At 58.7% G+C, this 15,163-nt stretch carries 18 protein-coding genes; 8 read left to right on the top strand and 10 right to left on the bottom strand.

Features of this window, described 5'->3' with window-relative positions; translation table 11 throughout:
- Position 1 precedes the first annotated feature (1 nt).
- A complete protein-coding gene (gene ispH / locus LAO20_04860) occupies positions 2-976 on the bottom strand; it encodes a 4-hydroxy-3-methylbut-2-enyl diphosphate reductase (protein ID MBZ5530741.1) in 975 nt (324 codons plus the stop codon).
- A gap of 173 nt (positions 977-1,149) precedes the next feature.
- The gene (locus tag LAO20_04855; GenBank protein ID MBZ5530740.1) at positions 1,150-1,461 is read right to left on the bottom strand and encodes a HigA family addiction module antidote protein; all 312 of its coding nucleotides are present in this window, start codon (positions 1,459-1,461) and stop codon (positions 1,150-1,152) included.
- A 72-nt stretch (positions 1,462-1,533) separates the two neighbouring features.
- Between LAO20_04855 and LAO20_04850 the strand changes: the two genes are divergently transcribed.
- Positions 1,534-1,812: a type II toxin-antitoxin system RelE/ParE family toxin gene (locus LAO20_04850; GenBank protein MBZ5530739.1), complete on the top strand. Its 279-nt coding sequence runs from the start codon at positions 1,534-1,536 to the stop codon at positions 1,810-1,812.
- 171 nt (positions 1,813-1,983) lie between these two features.
- Here LAO20_04850 and recN read toward each other — a convergent pair whose 3' ends face one another.
- The 6 genes from recN to LAO20_04820 all read right to left on the bottom strand — a co-directional run bounded on the left by recN (position 1,984) and on the right by LAO20_04820 (position 6,494).
- The gene (gene recN / locus LAO20_04845) at positions 1,984-3,669 is read right to left on the bottom strand and encodes a DNA repair protein RecN (GenBank protein ID MBZ5530738.1); all 1,686 of its coding nucleotides are present in this window, start codon (positions 3,667-3,669) and stop codon (positions 1,984-1,986) included.
- 91 nt (positions 3,670-3,760) lie between these two features.
- On the bottom strand, positions 3,761-4,060 hold the full coding sequence (locus tag LAO20_04840) for a hypothetical protein (GenBank protein MBZ5530737.1): 300 nt from the start codon (positions 4,058-4,060) through the stop codon (positions 3,761-3,763).
- 51 nt (positions 4,061-4,111) lie between these two features.
- Complete coding sequence (locus LAO20_04835; GenBank protein MBZ5530736.1) at positions 4,112-4,354, bottom strand: hypothetical protein; 243 nt, start codon at positions 4,352-4,354, stop codon at positions 4,112-4,114.
- A complete protein-coding gene (locus LAO20_04830) occupies positions 4,354-4,584 on the bottom strand; it encodes a hypothetical protein (GenBank protein ID MBZ5530735.1) in 231 nt (76 codons plus the stop codon). Before LAO20_04830 ends, LAO20_04835 begins: the two co-directional genes overlap by 1 nt.
- A gap of 145 nt (positions 4,585-4,729) precedes the next feature.
- Positions 4,730-5,542 carry a hypothetical protein gene (locus LAO20_04825; GenBank protein MBZ5530734.1) on the bottom strand — a complete coding sequence of 271 codons (813 nt, stop codon included), beginning with the start codon at positions 5,540-5,542 and terminating at the stop codon, positions 4,730-4,732.
- Between the two features lie 82 nt (positions 5,543-5,624).
- Entirely contained in the window at positions 5,625-6,494 is an 870-nt protein-coding gene (locus LAO20_04820) for a hypothetical protein (protein ID MBZ5530733.1), read from the bottom strand.
- Between the two features lie 173 nt (positions 6,495-6,667).
- On the opposite strand from LAO20_04820, the gene LAO20_04815 reads away from it, so the two are divergent.
- On the top strand, positions 6,668-7,996 hold the full coding sequence (locus LAO20_04815; protein ID MBZ5530732.1) for an amidohydrolase family protein: 1,329 nt from the start codon (positions 6,668-6,670) through the stop codon (positions 7,994-7,996).
- Between the two features lie 32 nt (positions 7,997-8,028).
- Here LAO20_04815 and LAO20_04810 read toward each other — a convergent pair whose 3' ends face one another.
- Positions 8,029-8,844, bottom strand: coding sequence for a phage Gp37/Gp68 family protein (locus LAO20_04810; protein ID MBZ5530731.1), 816 nt, complete (start codon positions 8,842-8,844; stop codon positions 8,029-8,031).
- Positions 8,837-9,682 (bottom strand): three-Cys-motif partner protein TcmP, encoded by an 846-nt coding sequence (locus tag LAO20_04805; protein MBZ5530730.1) that lies wholly within the window; start codon positions 9,680-9,682, stop codon positions 8,837-8,839. Before LAO20_04805 ends, LAO20_04810 begins: the two co-directional genes overlap by 8 nt.
- Positions 9,683-10,045: 363 nt before the next feature.
- Between LAO20_04805 and tolQ the strand changes: the two genes are divergently transcribed.
- From tolQ to LAO20_04775, 6 genes are all read left to right on the top strand, one after another.
- The gene (gene tolQ / locus LAO20_04800; protein MBZ5530729.1) at positions 10,046-10,732 is read left to right on the top strand and encodes a protein TolQ; all 687 of its coding nucleotides are present in this window, start codon (positions 10,046-10,048) and stop codon (positions 10,730-10,732) included.
- Positions 10,732-11,157 carry a biopolymer transporter ExbD gene (locus LAO20_04795; GenBank protein ID MBZ5530728.1) on the top strand — a complete coding sequence of 142 codons (426 nt, stop codon included), beginning with the start codon at positions 10,732-10,734 and terminating at the stop codon, positions 11,155-11,157. Before tolQ ends, LAO20_04795 begins: the two co-directional genes overlap by 1 nt.
- 4 nt (positions 11,158-11,161) lie before the next feature.
- Entirely contained in the window at positions 11,162-11,935 is a 774-nt protein-coding gene (locus tag LAO20_04790; protein MBZ5530727.1) for a TonB C-terminal domain-containing protein, read from the top strand.
- Positions 11,936-11,990: 55 nt separating this feature from the next.
- Positions 11,991-13,322 (top strand): translocation protein TolB, encoded by a 1,332-nt coding sequence (locus tag LAO20_04785; protein MBZ5530726.1) that lies wholly within the window; start codon positions 11,991-11,993, stop codon positions 13,320-13,322.
- A 40-nt stretch (positions 13,323-13,362) separates the two neighbouring features.
- Positions 13,363-14,121 carry an OmpA family protein gene (locus tag LAO20_04780; protein MBZ5530725.1) on the top strand — a complete coding sequence of 253 codons (759 nt, stop codon included), beginning with the start codon at positions 13,363-13,365 and terminating at the stop codon, positions 14,119-14,121.
- 130 nt (positions 14,122-14,251) lie between these two features.
- Entirely contained in the window at positions 14,252-15,139 is an 888-nt protein-coding gene (locus tag LAO20_04775) for a tetratricopeptide repeat protein (GenBank protein MBZ5530724.1), read from the top strand.
- The last annotated feature ends 24 nt before the right edge of the window (positions 15,140-15,163 follow it).

Raw genomic sequence — 15,163 nt, 5'->3', positions numbered from 1 at the left:
GCTAGTCCCCACTCACGGCAGGAGCTGCCGCAATGGCCTCCACGATCTCCGGCGGCAAGCCGAAGCGAACGTTTTCCGGCATGACCTCCACTTCGCGGATGTTGGTGAAACCTTTTTGCTTCAGGAAATCCACCGCTTGCTCCACCAGCACTTCCGGCGCGGAAGCGCCCGCGGTCAGGGCCACGGTTCTTACGCCGGTCAGCCATTCCGCTTTGATGTCGTCCGCCGTGTCAATCAGGTAAGAAGGTGTCCCCAGGTTGGTGGAAACTTCCACCAGCCGGTTGGAGTTGGAACTGTTTTCTGAACCGACCACCAGCAGCAGGTCGGCCGAATCGGCAACGTCTTTCACCGCCGTCTGGCGGTTCTGCGTGGCGTAGCAGATGTCTTGCGCGTGCGGGCCTTCAATCAACGGGAACTTTTTGCGCAGCGCGGCAATCACGTCTTCGGTTTCGTCCAGGCTCAGCGTGGTCTGGGTGATGTAAGCGATGCGCGAAGGGTCGGGGACCTGCAGGTCCGCGACTTCTTCCGCCGTGCCCACCACCTGCGTCACATCGGGCGCTTCACCCAGCGTGCCCACCACTTCATCATGATCATGATGGCCGATGAGAATGATGCTGTAGCCGCCTTTGGCGTACTTCACCGCTTCCACGTGGACCTTGGTCACCAGCGGGCAGGTGGCGTCAATCACTTTCAGGTTGCGCAGCTTGCTGGCGTCGCGGACGCTGGGCGCAACGCCGTGGGCCGAATAGATCAAGCGCATGCCGTCAGGCACTTCCGACACTTCGTCTACGAAAATCGCGCCCTTGGCTTTGAGCTCTTCCACCACGTAGCGGTTGTGTACGATCTCTTTGCGGACATAGATCGGCGGGCCGAACTGGTCCAGCGCGATGCGCACAATGTCAATCGCCCGAACAACTCCGGCACAAAAACCACGCGGCTTCAGCAACAATAAAGTCTTATCTTCGTGAACTGTCATTTTGGTCTGTAAATTATACCCTTTTAGACACTTTTCCCAGCCTCTAGGTTATCCGTTGGGTCATTTATTAAGTAATCCAAGTCATTGAAACATCTAGATTTAGCAGTGATCAGGGAGGATCAGGGGGTGAACGGGGACGCTTCAACCCTCAGGGACTTGCCGGGTCGAGTCCGTCAGGCCTGGGGTCTCACTTCACTCTCAATGCGGGCGAGCGTCTCATCTTCAATTATTTCCAAGTCATACGCGGTCTGGAGGTTGAGCCAGAAACGCGCAGTGGTCTTGAAATATCGTCCCAGGCGAACGGCGGTATCTGCTGTAATGGATCGCCGGCCATGGACGATCTCCGTCATCCGGGTTGCGGGCACATGGAGGGCCATCGCCAAACGATGCGCTGAGAGACCAAGCGGCTTCATGTAGTCCTCCAGCAAGATTTCGCCGGGGTGGATGGGGGGCAATTTTTGCGGTCCTCGCTTCGTCTTGGCCATAACGGTCCGTCCCAACCTAACGTTGAGTTTATAACGCTTGACGTTCAACGTCAAGCGTTATACTTTCACTCTGTGATCAAGACCTTTCGCTGCAAGGACACGGAACGTCTGCACAGGCGTGAGCGAGTCCCCCGTTTCCTGGCGATCGAACGCGTCGCACAAAGGAAATTGCGCCAACTGGACAGCGCCGTAATCCTGGCCGACATGGCGAGTCCGCCGGGAAATCGACTGGAAACGCTAACGGCCGACCGGCAAGGCCAGCATAGTGTACGCATCAACGACCAATGGCGGCTCTGTTTTCGCTGGATTGAAGGCGATGCCTATGAGGTCGAGATCGTTGATTATCATTAATCGGGTTTCGAAGAGTCTTTGAGGAGCTTTGGGAAACGATAAGTGACGTGCCAGCTATCCAGTTCTTTGTAGTTGGCACGTGAGCAATAGAAATGCCCGTTGGCGGACAAGGCAACTACGCGGATGCCCAATCCTTCAATCCGCGCTCATCCGCGTAATCCGCGGCAAGCCTTACCCATTCGCCTTCAGCAACTGCTCGGCATGTTGCCGCGAAGTCTCCGTTAACTTGGCGCCGCTCAGCATGCGGGCAATTTCTTCCGTGCGTTCTTCGTCGCTCAGCGGACGGACCAGCGTCCGCGCCCGGCCCGCGACTTCGCGCTTCTCAATCAAATAATGATGGTCGGCAAACGACGCAATCTGCGGCAAGTGGGTGATGCACAGGACCTGGTTGGCTTTGGCCAGGGCCTTGAGTTTTTTGCCCACGGCTTCCGCCGCGCGACCGCCGATGCCGGTGTCAATCTCGTCAAAGACCAGGGTCCTCTGTGCCGCCGACTTGCTTTTCTTACCCGACTCCACCGTGGCCTTCAGCGCCAGCATCACGCGCGAAAGTTCGCCGCCGGAAGCAATCTTCTCCACCGGACGCAGCGGCTCGCCCGGATTGGGAGAAATGAGATAAACCACGCTGTCAAAGCCGCTGGCCGTCCAGTTCTCGCGATCGTCGCTGCCGGAGACTTCAATTTTGAACTGGGCCTTCATGGCCAACTGATTGATCTCCGCCTCCACCAGCTTTTGCAGGTCTTTGGCTGTGGCGTAGCGCCGCTTGGAGACGGCTTGCGCCAGAGTTAGATACGCCGCAGCGGCGGAGTCAAGTTGCTTCTTCAGGTCGCGCAGAACGTCTTCGCGATTTTCCAGTTCGTTGAGTTTGCGCGCAACTTCTTCTCCGTAGGCGATGACCTCATCCACCGTGCCGCCATACTTGCGCTTGAGCAGGTCCATCGAGGCCAGGCGGTCTTCCACCTGGGCCAGGCGCTCCGGCGAGGCGTCAATACCCTCGGCGTAGTCGCGCGCGGTGGCGCTTACGTCCTCAATCGCCGCGCGGGCGCCCAGCAGCGCAGTGAGCGACTCTTGAAATTTGGGATCAAAACGCGCCAGTTCTTCCAGGTGCTTGCGCGCGGCGGAAAGATTAGCCAGCACGGAGGAATCGGCTTCATACAGCAGCTCATACGCGGCCATGGCGCCGCTGTAAAGTTTTTCCGCGTTAGCCAGCACGCGCTTCTCGGTTTCCAGCTTCTGGTCTTCGCCGGGCATGAGGTGGGCTGACTCGATTTCCTTTTTCTGGAAGCTCCACAGGTCGGCCATGCGAAGGCGGTCCTGCTCGTCGCGCTCAAATTCGGCGATGCGGTCGCGTATCGCGGCCCATGCAGCATACTTTTCGCCTAGTTCGTACAGATCGTGGCCGGCGTACGCGTCCAGTAATGAGAGCCGGGCCGGGCCATCGAAGGCCAGAATCGTTTCATTCTGCGCGTGGATGGACGCCAGCATCGGGGCCAGTTGGCGCAGCAGAGCAACCGTCGCCGGCTGGTTGTTGACGAACACGCGTCCCTTTCCCCCGGCGGCTATTTCGCGCTTAATGATGATGTGGCCGTCTTCCAGGTCGCTCGACTCAAGACCGTTGGCTTCCAGAATCTTTTTGATGGCTTTTTCTTCCGCGTCAAACACACCGCTGACCACAGCTTTCTCCGCGCCGTGGCGAATCATGTCCGAAGAAGCTTTGTCGCCCAGAAGAAGTGACAGCGCGTCAATCAGGATGGATTTGCCGGCGCCGGTCTCGCCGGTAAGCAGGTTCAGCCCCGGCGCAAACTCCACCGCCAGGCTGTCAATCACCGCATAGTTTTCAACGCGCAGTTCGAGGAGCAAAGTGCCGAGCCTCTTTATGGGGAAAGTTTCCGAATCGAGCGCAGTCTACCAGAATTTGTGGGTTGTCACTTGGTATTTGGTACCGCCTTCCCTACACGCTAAAGTTGCGATAACCGAAAGTCACGGCGATCCACGCGTAACGCTTCAAGGTGCGCGGATCAGGGAGGGGGAAGTCGAAGGCGTCCGCCAGGCGGTCCATGGTGGAGAGCATGAAGCACACGTAGATGGCCTCGCGTAGGGCCTGGTCGCTGACGCCGGCGGCGCGGGCGGCCAGCACATCGCCGCTGCTGATTTCCTGCGGCGTCAGCGTGAGCTTCTCCAGAAACTGGAGGGCGGCGCGCAGGCGAGCGCTGAGATCCGCCGTCCGCCAGTCCGTAATCGCCGCCTTCACGGTTGCCTCTCCGCCCAAAGACTTCGCCGCGACCGCGGCGTGGCATAACACTCAAAACCTGCAGTGGTTCAGGCTGGAAACGAAGGCGGCGAAGATTTCAATCTCTCCCACTTGCCATTCGCGGGCGCCGCGCAGGCTCTCCTGAACGCAACGCGCCAGGCGGCGGCCGCATTCATTGCGCCGGTAGGAAAGGGCCAGAATGGGCCCAGGGATCTGCCGGCCGAACACGCGTGCCAGAAAAAAGCGGGTCCTTTGCCACAAGTGAACGGGTTGCTGGAGAGAGGCGAGACGCATTAACGGGCCTCGGCTTCCTGGAGAGCGCGCAAGCCGGCATCAAACCGCCGCAGGCCGGCGCCGAGAGCGGCTGCCAGGGTGACCTCGTAGAGCTGGCTTTCCGAATATCCGGCAGCGCGAAGGCCCGCAAAGTCTTCGTCCGTGACAGTCCAGGGGCGTTCGGCGATTTTTTCCACCAGGTCACGCAGGACGTCCGGCACGGTTCCCGCCGCGGACCGCGTTCGTTCCAAGACCGCACCACGGAGTGAAAGTTCAGTCTCACCCGGTTGATTGAGAAGGGCCGTGACGGCCTTCTGCAGGTGAAGAGGCAGTTGCATCGGGAAATTATACGGCCCTTGTCACAAGAAGACGCCGGCTAAACCTACCGGCGCGCTCTTACCCGGTCTTTTTGGCTTTCTCCATCACTACTTCCCGCGTGCGTCCCAATGCCTGGCCGAGCGAGTGTTTAGGAATGGACGTGACCAGCGGCTTCAAGAGCCAGCCCAGCCCGTAAGGCATGTCGCGCGTGAGGGAAAGGGCTTCGCACTGCACGTAAAGGCCGCCATCGTGCTCTTCAAATCGCCAGTAGGTGTTTAAGCGCCAGAGATAGCCGCTGTCGTGGCCCACGGGAAACTCTTCGCCATCAGGATGATCGACTTCCTTGACCTGAGCAATGCGCGTGCTGATGGAATCCGAAAACATCCTGCCTTCTCCCGCGTGCCCCCAGTGCACGGCGTACTCCGAGTTGAAGATCACAGTGGTGAATTTCTTCTGGTAGAGGCGCAGGAACATCTTGAAGTCGTCGCCCTGGTGGGAAATCTCGCGCGAGGCAATCACCTCAGGTTTGTACAGGTCAGCGCGATGATCGTAATCCTGCACCACCGGGAGCGCCTGCGCCAGAGTCACGCCGGGAATGAAGACCAGCGCGACCCAGTGGTGCACCATGCCGCCGGGAACGTCTCCGTCCACGCCGGGGGCTTGGGTGTGGCGCTTTTCCACCAGCACCTCACCGGCTTTCAGTTTCTCGTACGCTTCTTTACGCGCGGCAGAGGAAAGACCATCTACATAAAGGAAGACGCCGCCGGGGCGGAGTTCACCGGCGAAACGGGCTTCCGTGGCGGCAACATATTTGTTGAAGGCATCCGTGGTCTGCGGCTTCAAGTCAGCGGCAGCGGCCACCGACGCCAGAGCAAGCCAGCACAAAACCATTGCCGCGCATGGTCTACTTCCATAAGTTGTCTTTGCCATATTCATCAAGCTGAAAAGGTCAATGAACTCTTAGCTTAGAGCGCTAGCTTGCTGGTTTGGTTTGCCCAGCCCTGATCTTTATCTGTTGTTGCACCACCGTGCGCGTCTGGCCCAGCATGCGCGTAAGGCCGTGTTTGGGGACAATGGTCACCAGCGGACGCAGCAGCCATCCCAGCCCGGTGGGCAAATCGCGCGAAAGTGAAACCGCTTCACACTGGATATACAGTCCGCCGTCCTGCTCGAGAAAGCGGAAATAAGTATTGATGCGCCACAGGTAGCCGTGACCGTGGTCCACCGGGATCTCGGCCCCGTCAGGGTGGTCGGCGTCTTTGGCTTCCGCGATGCGCGTGCTTACCGAGCGGGAATACGCGCGCGCCGGGTCCAGCTGGCGCCAGTGAACGTCATATTCAGTGTTGTAGACCACGGTGGTGAACTGCTTCTGGTAAACCTGGACAAAGAGTTTGTAGTCTTCACCGTCGCGCTGCATGATGCGGCAGGCAATCACGTCCGGCTTAAAGTATTCCACGCGATGTTCATAGTCGCGCAAAATGGGGAGCGCCGTGGCCAGGGTCGCGCCGGGGATGAACACCAGCCCCACCCAATGATGGAGCAGCCCATCGGGCACGTCGAATTTGGCGTCCGGCAGCCTGGTCTTCAGCCTCTGCACCAGGATTTCTCCGCGATGCAATTGCTGGTAAGAGTTGTTCATGGCCTGCGGAGGCAGAGCGTCCACGTATAAGAACGGCGTGCCGGCTTGAATTTCAGCGTTGATGCGGACTTCCGTAGCGGCGACGTACTTGTCAAACGCCGCCACGGTGCCGGGCTTGAGATCAGCGGCGCGCGCGGCGCCGGCGAGCGCCAGCCCATGGGCCAGCATGACCGCTAAAGTTCGCACTGCCGACGGAAGTTTCATTTGGTCATTGAACCTTTTTTGGTTCAGCCGGATTTACATCAATAATTCTACGCGAGGAAGGCAGGCTATCCGTTGGCCATAAGCGGAACAGTCGGGACTTGCAGCTTACTGGCACGAACCGCCGCTGAGCACAACCCATCGCCCGCTTGACCTGTGTTATATACTTCGCTGCCATGAATCGCCGGACGCTGCTGTTCGCCGCCTTCGTCAGTTCCATCGCCTTTGCGCAAACACCACAGCCTGCTCCATCCGCGCCACCGGTCATCATCAAGGCCGGACGGATTCTTGACGTTAAATCTGGAACGTATCTTGAAGGCCAGTCCGTCCTGGTCCGCGGCGGGAATATTGATGCCGTTGGGCCAACGGCCAGTCTGCAATCGCAGGCGCCGGGCGCAAAAATGATTGATCTGGGTAATGCCACGCTGCTGCCTGGGCTCATCGATTGCCATACGCACTTGCTGCAAAACTACGATTTCAAACTGAACGGCGACGACCCGAACATGACGCTGACCGTAGCCGCCATGAGCCCGGCGAAACGCGCTCTGCTCGGGGCCAGGATGGGACTGGAAGACTTGGAAGCCGGCATCACCACCGTCCGCGATCTGGGCAATTCCGGCGTGAACGGTGACGTGGCCTTGCGCGACGCCATCCGCGCCGGGTGGGTGAAAGGTCCGCGGATGGCCGTGAGCACGCGAGCTCTCTCCGCCGCTGGCGGACAGTTTGGTGAATTGCAGTCGGCTGCGCAGAACCTGGTCGCCCAGGAGTACGTTGTGGTCAGCAATCCTGACGAGGCGCGGGCTGCCGTCCAGCAGGCGTTTTACGATGGCGCTGATCTCATCAAAGTGATCGTGAATACCGGGCGCCGTGTGCTCACGCCGGAAACCATGAAAGCCATCGTGGACGAGACCCACCGGCTCCACGCCAAGGTTGCCGCCCACGCCATTGGCGACGACGCCACGCGCATCGCCGCTGACGCCGGCGCGGATTCCATCGAACACGCCTATACCGTTCCCGACGACGTACTGAAAACCATGGCCGCCAAACACATCTACCTGGTGCCCACCGATACAGGAACCGGCAGCTTCAAATATTTCATTAACGCCGCAGCCGCGCCCGAAGAACGCAAACGTCAGGAAGAAGCGATGAAGCGCGGCTTTGAGAGGACGTCAAGCCGGCTGCGCCGGGCCATTGCCGCGGGAGTGCCAATCGCGTTTGGGTCTGACGAGTACTACCAGTTCCCCGGGCTCACCCGCGGAGAAGCCACCTTGCTGACGCTGGATTCCTACATTGAGTCCGGGATGACGCCGCTGCAGGTGATCCAATCCGCCACGATAAACGCGGCCGACCTGATCGGCGTGCAACATCTGGGCGTGATTGAAAAAGGCAAAGCGGCGGACATCATCGCGGTGATGGGCGATCCGCTCAAGGACGCCGGGGTATTGCAGAAAGTCAAATTCGTAATGAAGCAGGGTGAAGTCTACCGCAATGACATCAGCCACTAGCGAAATGCTGCAGGCCGACTTTTTCGAAATAGTTAGATAACAGCTTCCAATTGAAGTTCGTCTTGAGCGCTTGTCTCATCAGCCCACTGCCGTCGCACGTCTCGCTGGGGAATGGGATAACGGGCTGTTTCAGGAAACTCGTCATAAGTGCGACCATTGAGTAATCGTCCGGTCTTGCTCTTATGGACTCCACCCCATTGTTTGAAAAAGAATTTGACTCCTTGTTCACGACAGTGCCCCAAGATGTTAATAACCCACTCGCGCTTCATGGGTCTGGCTCCGTGGCCGCTCTCGCCGCCTACGATCACCCATTGAATCCCGGAAAGATCCAAGGAGCCTAAATCTTCAAGGAGAGGCTCAATCGACAAGAACCGCACTTGTGCCGGGCTATTACGCAGAAACTCAATGCGCGGCAGGCCGTGCTTCTTATTCTCGACGCTGACGCCCCACCAGACGTTTCTTGCGTCACCTGCAAAACGCAGCCTGCCTGATAAGAGTCTTTGCAACCGGTCCGCACGTTTCGTCAGAACCTGATAGGTGTGCCACCTCGCCGTGGTCATGACTTTAGCCACACTTTCGATGTAGCCATCTGGAACGAAGTCGTGAAAAAGATCACTCATGGAATTGACAAATACCATGCGCGGAGTGGGCCATCTGAAGGGTTCGCTGAGTTTGTCGGGAACCAACCGTGGGTCGAACCCGTGTTCATAGGGGTGGCCAGCGACACCACGGAACCGCTCCGCAAACGTTTCTGCGTAGCAGTGCTTGCAGCCTGGGCTGATCTTGGTGCAACCACGCACGGGGTTCCAAGTTGCATCAGTCCATTCGATTTTTGAGCGATCAGCCACGTATTTTTCCTTGTTTCCGATAACGATCAAGAATCTGGCTCACTATCTTATCTGCCGGCTGCTGCTGCGCTGCAAAAAAGAGATAGTACACAACTGCATTTCGTGAATTGCGCATTGGAGCAGGATCAGGCACAAACTTGAAACCAGCGACTTCCTTCAGTCGCATCCGAAAGGCCGCCACAATCGCTTCGTTCGGTTGCTTCTCATCCTGCGGCCCGAATAGCGTCGCCTCCTCCTTGTATGCTGCCGCTCGCCACGACTCATCACCCCAGAAAGCGTTCATGCGCGCGATGTTTTCTTCTGTGGCGTTCTCGGGGCGCCAGAACAGGACATTCATGTTCATGTCCATGACTGGAAAGTTCAGAAATGTCTCGATGGTCTTAGTCTCAGCGGCACTCTTTAACACTCTCCAGTCCAGATGTAGGCCGTATGGATCAAGGAGGCAAATCGCTCTCTTGTACGCTTCAAAGCGGACTTTAGGGAAAATTTCGGACACCAGCAATTCGTTGGAATCACCGCTGTAAATGTAAACGTTCTTCTTGTCAGAAGTGAGCTTTCGGAGATTGTCCACCCGTTCCTCTTTTAGGTCGACAAGGTGAAACTCCTCGAATGGCGGCTCGACATTCAGAGCGTTCAATGGGCTCCCGGGTACTAATTCTCTGGTCTGCTCCGAAATATGTTGTCCCGCACCTGCAAATCCGTCAATGTAGACTGGGTGGAGGCCCTTACTAGTCACGATCTTTGTATATGCGCCTGCATATTTCCGTAGAATCTCTAGTTTTAGCTCTGACCAGTCACCAATTTCGTCGAACTTCAGAGGTTTTCGTGGTCGTACCATCCAGATATTTCGCCATTAATTCGCCGTTGTTGTCAATAGTAGAGTTGATCCATTCCACCTCGATTCACACCTTCAATCCAGCCACGCAAACCATTCCTTCTCCTCCCGCCGGCCGCGATTTTGCTCCGATCATGGCAAGTCTGAGCTGCCATGCGAGTAACCCGTTTGGCTTTTCCCTCATCATAGGGGAAGCGAGTCACCGGTCCGGGGGAACCAAAACACAATTTGCGCACCCTCATCAGATGGGAAATGACCCAAAGTCCCTGTCCTAATGTCCGTTGGACGGCTGGATTCATGGGTTTGACGCGGCCCATACAAGGTGTTACGGTCAAAAGGTAACTCATAGAGGCAATTGGATTTGCAATGATTAAGATTTCCTTGATTGCGATGTTTATTGGCGAGGAGATTTTCTCCATGGTGCAGCAAACCGGCATTGTGGCGAAGGTGGTTCTCCTTATTCTGTTCATTTTCAGTTTGATTTCCTGGTCCATCATTTTGTCCAAGTGGTCGTCCTTGAAACGCGCACGCACGCAAAGCGGGCGCTTTCTGCGAGCGTTCCGGCGCGCGGCGCGGTTGCAGGACGTGGCCGCCATCTCTGACCAGTTCAAGCCCAGCCCGCTGGTGCCGGTGTTTGAAAACGCGTATGACGAGTATCGCCGCCAGGGTGACGGCAACGTGGCCGCGGTGCAGCGCGCGGCGCAGATCGCCTCGTCGGAAGAGCTTTCCCGCCTGGAGCGCAGACTTCCCCTGCTGGCGACCACCGGCAACGTAACGCCGTTCATCGGACTGTTCGGCACGGTGTGGGGCATCATGGACGCCTTTCACGGCCTGGGCGATGCCGGCGCGGCCACGCTGCGCGCCGTCGCTCCGGGCATCTCAGAAGCGCTGATCACCACGGCGGCAGGCCTTTTCGCGGCCATCCCGGCGGTGATCGCCTACAACCAGTTCACCCACTCCATCCGCGAGTTTGGCGCGCGCATGGACGATTTTTCCCTGGAGATCCTGAACCTCATCGAACGAACCACGGGTATCCCCACGGGGGTGCGCTGATGGCCTTTACCGCCAAAAACGGCAGGACGCAGACCTCGCTGTCCGATATCAACATCACGCCGCTGGTGGACGTGGTGCTGGTGCTGCTGATCATTTTTATGGTCACCGCGCCGGTGTTGCAGTCGGGGATTGAAGTCAACGTTCCCAAGACCAAGGTGGTCAAGCAGATTTCCGAGGAGCGCGTGGTCATCAGCATCACCAAGGGCCAGGAAGTTTACGTGAACAACGACCACGTGAAGCTGGATGAACTGGGCGCAGCGTTGCACCAGAAGATCCGCGACCCGCGCGGGCAGTCGGTTTACGTGCGCGCGGACCAGGACGTGGCTTTCGGCGCCTTTGCCACGGTCATGAGCACGGTGAAGTCGGCGGGCATCACCAATATCAGCATCGTTACGGAACCCATCCAGATCAGCAAGAACAAATAGAGATATGAGCTACGTTCGGGCCAACCTGTTCATGGAGCGGGAGCGGTGGAAAGAACCGCTGGTCTATTCCTTTATCTTTCACGTGGTGCTGACCGGCGCCATGGCGCTTACCGCCTACGTTTTTGGGCCGCACAGCTCCAGCAATTGGGGCATCAACAACGGTGAAGCCGTGGACGCCACGCTGGTGAGCGCGTCCGCCTTGCCGATTCCGCACGTGGAAGAAACCAACAACATTGTGGCCAACGAATCCAAGGGCGTGACCGAAACCCCGCCGCAGCCCAAGCCGGTGGAAACCGAAGACGGCATCTCCATCGCAGGAAAGGTGAAGCCGCAGCCGCCCAAACCTAAGCCGGTGGTCACGGCGGCGGTCCATCCGCCGCGCGCCATGCCTACGCCGGACACGGCGGTGCCCTACGGTGAAGGCGGGCCGGTGAGCGGGCCGTACGGAGCTTTCAGCGCGCCGCATACCCAAGGCGGCTTCAGCTTTCAGAATGCCGACTTCGGCACGCGCTTTGCTTATTACGTCCAGCGCGTGAACCAGACGGTTTCGCGCAACTGGTTCAAGCCGGACCTGGAGGCCCCGCACCGGGCCTATGTGGTGTTTGACATCATGCGTGACGGGTCGCCGGCCAACGTGCGCGTTACGCAATCCAGCGGCGTGCCGTCGCTCGACCAGCTGGCGCAGCGCGCCGTCCAGCGCAGTGATTTTGGACCGTTGCCGCCGGAATACACCGGCAGCAAAGTGTCCGTGGAATTCTGGTTCGATTACAAAAAGTAAAAGTGGGGACATGTTGAACATAGCTTCCGCAAGCAAGTCAGCAAACACGCGCAGGATGTTGAGCACGGCGGCCCGCCTGGCGCTTCTCTTAGTCCTGGTACTTTTGTCTCTCAGCCAGGCGAACGCGCAGGACTGGATCCGCACCGGCACCAACCGCGGCGCGCCCATCCGCATGGCGGTGCCGGACTTCAAAGCCGCCAGCGCCGATCCGCAGACGCAGCCGCTGAACACGGTCTTCAACCAGGTCCTGTGGGACGACCTGGATAACGCCGGCATCTTCGAAATGGTGGCCAAGAGTTTCTATCCGGCGGGCACGCCGGGATACCCCAATGACCTAAAGCTGGACGCCTGGGGCAATCCTCCGCCGAACGCTGCCATGGTGGCTTTTGGCAACCTGGGCGTGAGCGGCGGAAAGTTGAACGTCCAAGGCTGGCTGTTTGACGTAAAGAACCCCGCGTCACCGCAGGTGCTGGGCCAGCAATACAGCGAAGACGCGACCGCCGACAAGGCGCGGGACATCGCCCACCGCTTTGCCAATGAGATCATCACCCGCCTGGGCGGGGTGCCGGGCGTGGCGCAGAGCAGGATCTACTTCATCAGCAACCGTACCGGCCACAAAGAAGTGTGGTCCATGGAATATGACGGCGCCAGCCAGCAGCAAGTGAGCAAGCTGGGCACCATCGCGCTCTCGCCGCGGGTGTCACCCGACGGTTCGCGCCTGGCTTTCAGCGGCCTGAGCAAAGATTCCTGGCAGATCATGATGTACTCGTTTGATCTGGGGCGGCTGGTCAGCTTCCCGCGCTTCCCGGGCGGCAATTATTCCCCCGCTTGGACTTCTGACGGGACTAAAATTGCCTTTGCTTCCTCCATGGGCACGGGGGCTTCCGAGATCTACATTGCTGACGCATCGGGCGCAGGTCCCAAACGGTTGACTACCGGGAAAACCGACATCTCTCCCGTCTTCAACCCCAAGACCAACGCGCAGATTGCCTTCGTCAGCGGGCGCACGGGCCTGCCCCAGATTTACGTGACGGACGCGGACGGCAGTAACGTGCAGCGCGTGACCGACCAGGGATATGCTGTCTCGCCCTCGTGGTCGCCCAACGGGTTGCTGCTGGCTTTTTCCTGGATCCGCAAGTACGGTCCGGGCGCGCCCGGCGGGCAGGACATTTATCTCATGGATATCGCATCACGACAGATCGTACAATTGACCCACGATGGCGGACGGAATGATTTTCCTTCGTGGTCGCCGGACGGCCGCCATATTGTGTTTGAGTCAACCCGCAATGGCAGTGAACAGATCTGGAGCGTGCTGGCCGACGGCACTCATCTGCAGCAGCTGACGCGGACGGGGCGCAACAGCCAGCCTAACTGGAGTTATAGGTAGACGTTTTTATTGTGTTGAATCAAGCCGAGCGCAAACTCGCATGAGTTTTGGAGGACATGAGGTGAACTACTTGAAGAGGTCCTGGTTGTTAGTCCTGGGGGTACTGGCTCTGACGTTGGTGGTCAACGGCTGCAAACCAAAGCCGAAGCCAGTAACGCCGGAACCGCCTAAACCCGTAACCGCTACACTTTCCGCTAATCCCAGTTCCATTCAACGCGGCCAGTCGGCCACGCTGAGCTGGAGCACACAAAATGCAGACGAAGTGAGCCTGGACGGCAATAAAGTTGACGCCAACGGCTCACAGTCCGTCTCACCCACAGACACCACCACGTACCATCTGCACGCCAAAGGCGCAGGTGGAGCCCAGGATGCCAGCGCGACCGTGAACGTGACCGCGCCGCCAACTCCAACGCCAACACCGCGGCCGACGCCGCCGCCGATTACCGACGAGCAGCTCTTCGCGCAGAACGTCCAGGACATCTATTTCGACTATGACAAGTCCGACCTTCGCCCTGAATCGCAGGCCGCGCTGACCCGCACCGCCGAGTTCCTCAAAGCGCACATCGGCTGGAGAGTCCAGATTGAGGGCAACTGCGATGAACGCGGCTCCACCGAATACAACCTGGCGCTGGGCGAACGCCGCGCTGATTCGGCACGGCAGTTCCTGATCCGCGCCGGCATTGGCGGCGACGCGCTCAAGACCATCAGCTACGGCAAAGAACAGCAAGTCTGCCATGAGTCCAACGAGGATTGCTGGCAGCGGAACCGGCACGACCACTTCGTGCTGATCGCACACTAAACCTCACCGCGCCGGACGGGGCATTCAATCTGCCACCCCGTCCGGCGTTACTTCCCGGTTTCTCCGCGCCCGCGTCTGCTTTAAAATTCTTTCAAGGACTTGAAATTCAGCATCTAATGGATTCATGACTATGCAGAAACACAGAATCGCTGTTCTGACCGCCGCGCTGATCTTCGTCGCCTGCACGGCACGGCCCGCAGCCGCGCAGAACACCAAGTCGCAGCTTATCCAGATCCAGACCCAGCTCCAGATCATGCAGGACAGCATGACCAAGATGCAGCAGTCGTTTGACGAGCGCATGGGCGTGATGAAAGAGATGGTCACCACGCAGACTGACAACGTCAACAAAATGGGCATCGCCGTACAGAACCTGCAAAAGACCCTGGGCACGCAGACCACCGACGCTTCCACCAAGGTGGACCAGATTTCCGGCCAGATCCAGGCGCTGCATGATTCGGTGGACGAACTGAAAGCGCGCATGGCCAAGCTGAGCAAACAACTGGATGACATCCAGGCTGGCCAGCACAGCATTCCGACTCCGGGGACGGGCTCTCCCGGCGGATCTCCGACCGGCCCCGGAGCGGCCAGCCAGGCGCCGCCGGCCGACCAGCTCTACAATGACGCGCTACGCGACTACAACGCCGGCAAGAACGAGCTCGCGAGCCAGGAGTTTGCGCAGTATCTGCAGTTCTACGGCAACACCGACCTGGCCGGCAACGCGCAGTTTTACCTGGGCGAAGTGCAATACCGCCAGGGTAACTTGAATGGCGCGGTGCAGTCGTATAACAAAGTGCTGGACCAGTATCCCGGCGGGAACAAGGCCGCCGCAGCGCAGCTGAAGAAAGGTTACGCGCTGCTGGACCTGGGACAGAAGAGTGAAGGAATCGTCGAGTTGCGCAGCCTGATCGCGCGTTATCCCAAGAGTCCGGAAGCCTCGCAGGCCAAAGACCGTCTTGCCAAGCTGGGGGTCGCCAGCGCGGCTCCCAAGTCCAGCCGCCCTTCACCCAGCCATCACTGAGCGTTCGTCCAAGCGTTCTATGGG

The organism is Terriglobia bacterium (genome assembly GCA_020072815.1).
Lineage (GTDB): Bacteria > Acidobacteriota > Terriglobia > Terriglobales > Acidobacteriaceae > Angelobacter.
Note: the sequence above shows the minus strand (reverse complement) of the source record. Positions and strands in the feature narration are given on the sequence as shown.